We start from the raw sequence: 6,620 nt of genomic DNA, 5'->3' as shown, positions 1-6,620 counted from the left end.
GGGGCACGGTCATGAACGGGGTGCGGGTCAGCCGGTGTTGCGGAGGCCCGCGGCGACGCCGTTCACCGTGAGGAGGAGGGCCCGCGCGAGGAGCGGGTCCGGGTCCTCGCCGCGCTCGGCGTCCGCGCGCTGGCGGGCGAGGAGGGCGACCTGGAGGTACGAGATCGGGTCGAGGTAGGCGTCGCGGATGGCGAACGTCTGCTGGAGCACCGGGTTGGAGTCCAGGAGCTGCTCGCCGCCGGTGATCTTCAGGACCTCGGCGACGGTCAGCGCGTGCTCGGCCTCGATGGTGTCGAAGACGTGCTTGAGGTCGTCGGGGACCAGGGTGTCGACGTAGTGGCGGGCGATCCGCAGGTCCGTCTTGGCGAGCGTCATCTCCACGTTGGAGAGGAAGTTGCGGAAGAAGCCCCACCGCTCGTACATCTCGCCGAGGACCGCGTCGAGGCCGGCCTCGCGCAGGGCCTTCAGGCCGGAGCCGACGCCGAACCAGCCGGGGACGATCTGCCGGGACTGCGTCCAGCCGAACACCCACGGGATGGCCCGCAGTCCGTCGAGTCCGGCGCCCGAGTCGGGTCGGCGCGAGGGACGGGAGCCCAGGTGGAGGTCGGCCAGCTGGTCGACCGGCGTGGCCGCGAAGAAGTACGAGGGCAGGTCGGGGTCCTCGACGAGCTTCCGGTACGCGGTGTGGGCGGCGTCCGAGACGGTGTCCATGGCCGCGTCCCAGCGGGCGAGGGCCTCGTCGGACTGGCGCGGGGCGGTGTGCAGGGCGGATGCCTGCAGGGTGGCCGCGACGGTCAGTTCGAGGTTCTCGCGGGCCAGGGACGGGATCAGGTACTTGTCGGAGATGACCTCGCCCTGCTCGGTCACCTTGATCTCGCCCTCCAGCGTGCCCCAGGGCTGGGCGAGGATCGCGTCGTGCGAGGGGCCGCCGCCGCGGCCGACGGTGCCGCCGCGGCCGTGGAAGAGGCGGAGGCGGACGCCGTAGCGGTGGGCGACGTCGCGGAGCCGGCGCTGGGCGCGGTGGATCTCCCACTGGGAGGTGGTGATGCCGCCGAACTTGGAGGAGTCCGAGTAGCCGAGCATGACCTCCTGGACGTCGCCGCGGAGCGAGACGAGGCGCCGGTAGGAGGGGTCGGCGAGCATGCCGTCGAGGATGACGTCGGCGGCCTTGAGCTCGTCGGTGGTCTCCAGGAGCGGCACGATGCCGATCTTGGCCCAGCCGCCGTGCAGGTCGATCAGGCCGGCCTCGCGGGCGAGGACGGCGGCGGCGAAGACGTCGTCGGCGCCCTGGCACATCGAGATGATGTACGACTCGATGACCTCCGGGCCGAAGCGCTCGAAGGCCTCCTTGATGGTGTGGAAGACGCCGAGCGTCTTCTCGCCGGCGGCGTCCAGCGGCGCCGGGGTGGGGGCGAGCGGGCGGCGCGAGCGGAGCTCCTTGGCGAGGAGCTTCTGCCGGTAGTCGCGGGGCATGTCGGCGTACCGCCAGGACTCCTCGCCGAGGCGGTCGAAGAGCTGCCCGAGGGCGTGGTGGTGGGCGTCGGCGTGCTCGCGGACGTCCATGGTGGCGAGCTGGAGGCCGAAGGCGGAGAGGGTGCGGATGGTGCGGTCCATCCGGCCGTCGGCGAAGAGGCCGCCGCGGTGCTCGCGCAGCGAGGTCTGGATGAGGGTGAGGTCGCGGAGGAGCTCGGCGGTGCCGAGGTAGTCGCGGCCGTCCTGGTGCGGGGTGCCGGTGGCGAGGCGCTCGCGGGTGTTGACGAGCTTCTGCCGGATGCAGGTGGCCTTGAGCCGGTAGGGCTCCTCGGCGTTGAGGCGCTTGTAGCGGGGGCTGATCTCCGGGAGGAGCTCCAGGTCGCGCTGGAGGGAGTCCAGGAGTTCCTGGGTGGCTCCGGCGTAGCGGATGGAGTTGGAGAGCAGTCCGCGCAGGTAGTCGACGAGTTCGAGGGCGTCGGTGATGCCGTGCTCGTGCTGGAGGATCAGGACGTCCCAGGTCACCTGCGGGGTGACGTTGGGGTTGCCGTCGCGGTCGCCGCCGATCCAGGTGCCGAAGGTGAGCGGGCGGGTGCCGGCGGGGAGTTCGACGCCGACGCGCTCCAGCTCGGCGGCGAGGTCCTCCAGGACGTCGCCGACGGCGTTGGCGTGCAGCTCGTCGAGGTAGTAGATGGCGTTGCGGGCCTCGTCGGCGGGCTCGGGGCGGACGACCCGGAGTTCGTCGGTCTGCCAGATGAGGTCGATGTGCTCGGCGAGCCGCAGGTCGTGGCGGCGCCGGTCGGCCTCGATGACCGGGGTCTCCAGGAGGGCGGCGATCCGGCGCAGCTTGTTGAGGACGGAGCGGCGGGCGGCCTCGGTGGGGTGCGCGGTGAAGACGGGCCGTACGTTGAGGTTCTTGACCGTCGCGCGTACGTGCTCGGGGTCGCCGTCCTTGAGCATGTCGACGGTGCGGGCGAGGAGGCCGCCCTCGGCGGCGCGCTTCTCGCGCATCTCGCGGCCGCGGTGGACCTGCTCGGTGACGTTCGCCAGGTGGAAGTAGGTGGAGAAGGCGCGCACCAGCTTGGCTGCGGTCTCCAGCTCGACGCCCTGGAGCAGCTCGGCCGCGGCCTCGCCGTCCTCCCGCGTCAGGCGGCGGACCTTCTCGACGAGGTCGAGGAGCTCGTGGCCCTCCTGGCGGACGAGGGTCTCGCCGAGGAGGTCGCCCAGTCGGCGGATGTCGGCGCGCAGCTCGGTGCTGGCGGTGGGGGTCTGGTCGGCACTGCTCACAGGTGCGGCTCCTTGCAGTGTTTCAGCACGTCTGGAGGGGTTCTGGAGGCTTGCGGACCGCGCTGTCCGACGCACCCAGGATAGGTGTCCAACCCGTGGACGGCGGTCAGGGTCCTGTTGTGCCCTCTTGCCGCGCGCCACGGCGCTGCCATACTTACGACGCCGTAGGTTACGGAGGCGTAGCCTCGGCCGTGTCTTTCCGTACTTTCTCGTACATTCCCCCCACTCTCACCCTCACCCCCAGGGGACATCCATGACCATGAGCCCCGAGGTGACCTCGGCGCCCGCGACGTCCGAGGGCGCCGCGGCCCTGCCCTTCGCCACGCTCGGCGGCGATCGCAAGGGTTCGATCGAGCAGGTCGCGCTGCTGCTCTTCATCACGGTGCCGTTCGTGGCGCTGCTCGCGGCGGTGCCGCTGGCGTGGGGCTGGGGGGTGAGCTGGCTGGACCTGGTGCTGATGGTCGTCATGTACTTCGTCGGCTGCCACGGCATCACGATCGGTTTCCACCGCTACTTCACGCACGGCGCGTTCAAGGCGAAGCGGCCGCTGCGGATCGCGCTCGCGATCATGGGGTCGCTCGCGGTGGAGGGTCCGCTGGTGCGCTGGGTGGCGGACCACCGCAAGCACCACAAGTTCTCGGACGCCGAGGGCGACCCGCATTCGCCGTGGCGGTTCGGCGAGACGGTGCCGGCGCTGATGAAGGGCCTGTGGTGGGCGCACATCGGCTGGATGTTCGACGAGGAGCGGACGCCGCAGCACAAGTACGCGCCCGATCTGATCAAGGACCCGGCGATCCGGGCGATCTCCCGCCAGTTCGTGCTGTGGACGGTGGTGTCGCTGGCGATCCCGCCGCTGGTCGGCGGTCTGGTGACGTGGTCGTGGTGGGGCGCGTTCACCGCGTTCTTCTGGGGCTCCCTGGTGCGGGTGTCGCTGCTGCACCACGTGACGTGGTCGATCAACTCGATCTGCCACGCGGTGGGCAAGCGGCCGTTCAAGTCGCGTGACCGCTCGGGCAACGTGTGGTGGCTGGCGGTGCTGTCCTGCGGCGAGTCCTGGCACAACCTGCACCACGCGGACCCGACGTCGGCCCGGCACGGGGTGCTGCGCGGGCAGGTCGACTCCAGCGCGCGGCTGATCCGCTGGTTCGAGCAGCTCGGCTGGGCGACCGACGTGCGCTGGCCGGCGAAGTCCCGCATCGAAGCCCGCCGCCAGAGCGCGTCCGCAGACGCGGCATGATGGAAGACGTGGCGATCGAGGGCAGGACCGGCGGTACCGGCAGCAGCAGCGGAGAGCAGAAACCCCGGCGGGGGCGCCGGGTGCGGATGACGGGCGCGCAGCGCCGGGAGCAGCTGCTCGACATCGGTCGCACGCTCTTCGCCGAGAAGGGCTTCGAAGGCACGTCGGTGGAGGAGATCGCGGCGAAGGCCGGGGTGTCCAAGCCGGTGGTGTACGAGCACTTCGGCGGCAAGGAGGGGCTGTACGCGGTCGTCGTCGACCGGGAGATGCGCCAGCTCCTCGACGGGGTGACGGGCGCGCTGACGGCCGGGCATCCGCGGGAGCTCCTGGAGCAGGCGGCGTTCGCGCTCCTCGACTACATCGAGAACTACACGGACGGTTTCCGGATCCTCGTGCGGGACTCGCCGGTGGCGCAGTCGACGGGCACGTTCGCGTCGCTGATCAGCGACATCGCGACGCAGGTGGAGGACATCCTGGGCCTGGAGTTCAAGGCCCGCGGCTTCGACCCGAAGCTGGCGCCGCTGTACGCGCAGGCGCTGGTGGGCAGTGTGGCGCTGACGGGCCAGTGGTGGCTGGACGTCCGCAAGCCGAAGAAGGCGGAGGTCGCCGCGCATCTGGTGAACCTGGCGTGGCACGGTCTGGACGGTCTGGAGCAGAAGCCGCGGCTGATAGGGCACCGCAAGAACTGACGGGCCGGGCGGTGGCCGGGAGGACCTGACGAGGTCGGGAAAAAGCGGTGGCTTCCCCATACTCGAACAGGAGTACACTCCGGTCCACATCCGAGGGGGGTGTCCGCCCTCCGTACGTGCCGACTGCCGTACGGACGCGCCGCGGACCCCTTCCCACGGGCCCTGTTCTCGTTCCCCAGGGGGGGATCTTTTGCGTTCCGCATTCTCCGGGCGCGCGCGTCGCGTCTCGACCTGCACCGCGCTCGCCCTGTCCGCCGGCATGCTGCTGGCGTCTCCGGCGGTGGCCGAGCCCGCGCCGCGTCCGGCCGCCCAGCTGCCGCAGCGCGGCCACACGGCGCTGAAGCTCGACTGGTCGGCGCTGTCCGGCGCGGCCAAGGCCGGTACGGCGCAGGCCGACGCGGTCCTGGCGCCCCGGTTCGACGTGGACGGCGACGGCCGTACGGACCTGCTCAACCGCGAGTGGACCGGTCAGCTGTACGCGGTGCCGTCGACCGCGGTCTCGCCGACCGACCCGTGGACCGGCTTCGGGGGCTCCACGGTCCTGAAGAGCGACATCGTGCCGGTCGGCGACCTGAACGGCAACGGCGCTCCCGAGGTGCTGACCGTCTCGAAGTACGGCCAGCTGGAGCTCTTCTCCGACGCCACGGCGACGTCCGGCTCCCGCCAGTGGGTGGGCAACGGCTGGACGATCTACAACAAGGTCTTCTCGCCCGGTGACGTGAACGGCGACGGCAAGGCCGACCTCATGGGCCGCCGGCACAACGGCGACCTGTACCTGTACCTGGCGACCGGTTCGCTGACGGCGCCGTTCGGGCCGGCGGCGAAGGTGGGCAACGGCTGGAACACGTACGACCAGGTCGTGGGTCTCGGCGACAACGACGGCGACGGCCTCGGCGACGTCCTCGCCCGGACGCTGGGCGGTCAGCTGTTCTTCTACGGCAGCAGCGGCGACAAGGCGACCCCGTTCAAGCCGCGCAGGTCCGTCGGCACCGGCTGGGGCACGTACAACCAGGTCGTGCCGGTCGACGACCAGAACGGCGACGGCAAGGCCGACCTGATCGCCCGCGACCAGGAGGGCACCCTGTGGCGCTACCTCGGTCTGGGCGACGGCCGTCTCGGCCCGCGCGCGCAGGTCAGCTACGACCGCGCGGCGCGGCCGGTCGACCAGTTCAGCGGCTCGGGCGCGATCGCCGGCTCCGGCAAGAACGCGGTCCTGGCGCGGGACAAGGCCGGCACGCTGTACACCTACTACTCCGACAACAACGGCGTCCTCGGCAAGCGGTACGAGGGGGGCACCGGCTGGAACGGCTACAACCTCTCGTTCGCCTCGTCCCTCGGGCAGGACACCGACGCCGACTTCCTGAAGCTGGTCCAGGGCTACCTGTACGGCGACGACGACACGATCCTCGGCAGCGGCTGGCAGATCTACAACAAGATCGCCGGCGCCGGTGACCTGAACGGCGACGGCAAGGGCGACCTGCTGGCCCGCGACGGCGCCGGCAACCTGTACCTGTACCGGGGCAACGGCGAGGCCACGGCCCTCCACGCCCGGATCAAGGTCGGCACCGGCTGGGCCGGCTACAACGCGATCATCGGCGCGGGCGACTACTCGGGCGACGGCCGTCCGGACGTGATCGCGCGGGACGGCTCCGGCAGGCTGTACCTGTACCGGGGCACCGGCGACGCCTACAAGCCGTTCGGGGCGCGGACGCTGATCGGCACCGGCTGGACGTACGCCCGGATCGTGGCGCCGGGCGACCTGAACAGCGACGGCAAGGCCGACCTGCTCGCGGTGAACGGGGCGGGCGAGCTGTGGCGCTACCTGGGCGTCGGCGACGGCACCTTCAAGCCGCGCTTCCGGATCGGTACGGGCTTCCAGACGTACAACGCCATGTACTAGTCGGTGAACGCGGGCGCCCCGCACCGGAGTTCCGGTG

General features: G+C 71.2%; 4 protein-coding genes. 3 read left to right on the top strand and 1 reads right to left on the bottom strand.

What is annotated here, in order from left to right; all coding sequences use genetic code 11:
- Nucleotides 1-27 precede the first annotated feature (27 nt).
- The gene (gene ppc / locus ACFCY7_RS39160) at nucleotides 28-2,757 is read right to left on the bottom strand and encodes a phosphoenolpyruvate carboxylase (RefSeq protein WP_376490857.1); all 2,730 of its coding nucleotides are present in this window, start codon (nucleotides 2,755-2,757) and stop codon (nucleotides 28-30) included.
- 253 nt (nucleotides 2,758-3,010) lie between these two features.
- On the opposite strand from ppc, the gene ACFCY7_RS39155 reads away from it, so the two are divergent.
- The 3 genes from ACFCY7_RS39155 to ACFCY7_RS39145 all read left to right on the top strand — a co-directional run bounded on the left by ACFCY7_RS39155 (nucleotide 3,011) and on the right by ACFCY7_RS39145 (nucleotide 6,583).
- Nucleotides 3,011-3,994: an acyl-CoA desaturase gene (locus tag ACFCY7_RS39155; RefSeq protein ID WP_376490856.1), complete on the top strand. Its 984-nt coding sequence runs from the start codon at nucleotides 3,011-3,013 to the stop codon at nucleotides 3,992-3,994.
- Nucleotides 3,991-4,683, top strand: a complete 693-nt coding sequence (locus ACFCY7_RS39150; RefSeq protein WP_376490855.1) for a TetR/AcrR family transcriptional regulator — start codon at nucleotides 3,991-3,993, stop codon at nucleotides 4,681-4,683. Before ACFCY7_RS39155 ends, ACFCY7_RS39150 begins: the two co-directional genes overlap by 4 nt.
- A gap of 190 nt (nucleotides 4,684-4,873) precedes the next feature.
- Entirely contained in the window at nucleotides 4,874-6,583 is a 1,710-nt protein-coding gene (locus ACFCY7_RS39145; RefSeq protein ID WP_376490854.1) for an FG-GAP repeat domain-containing protein, read from the top strand.
- Nucleotides 6,584-6,620 lie beyond the last annotated feature (37 nt).

This window comes from Streptomyces sp. NPDC056361 (assembly GCF_042262805.1).
GTDB lineage: Bacteria > Actinomycetota > Actinomycetes > Streptomycetales > Streptomycetaceae > Streptomyces.
This window is presented reverse-complemented; position numbering and strand designations above follow the sequence as displayed.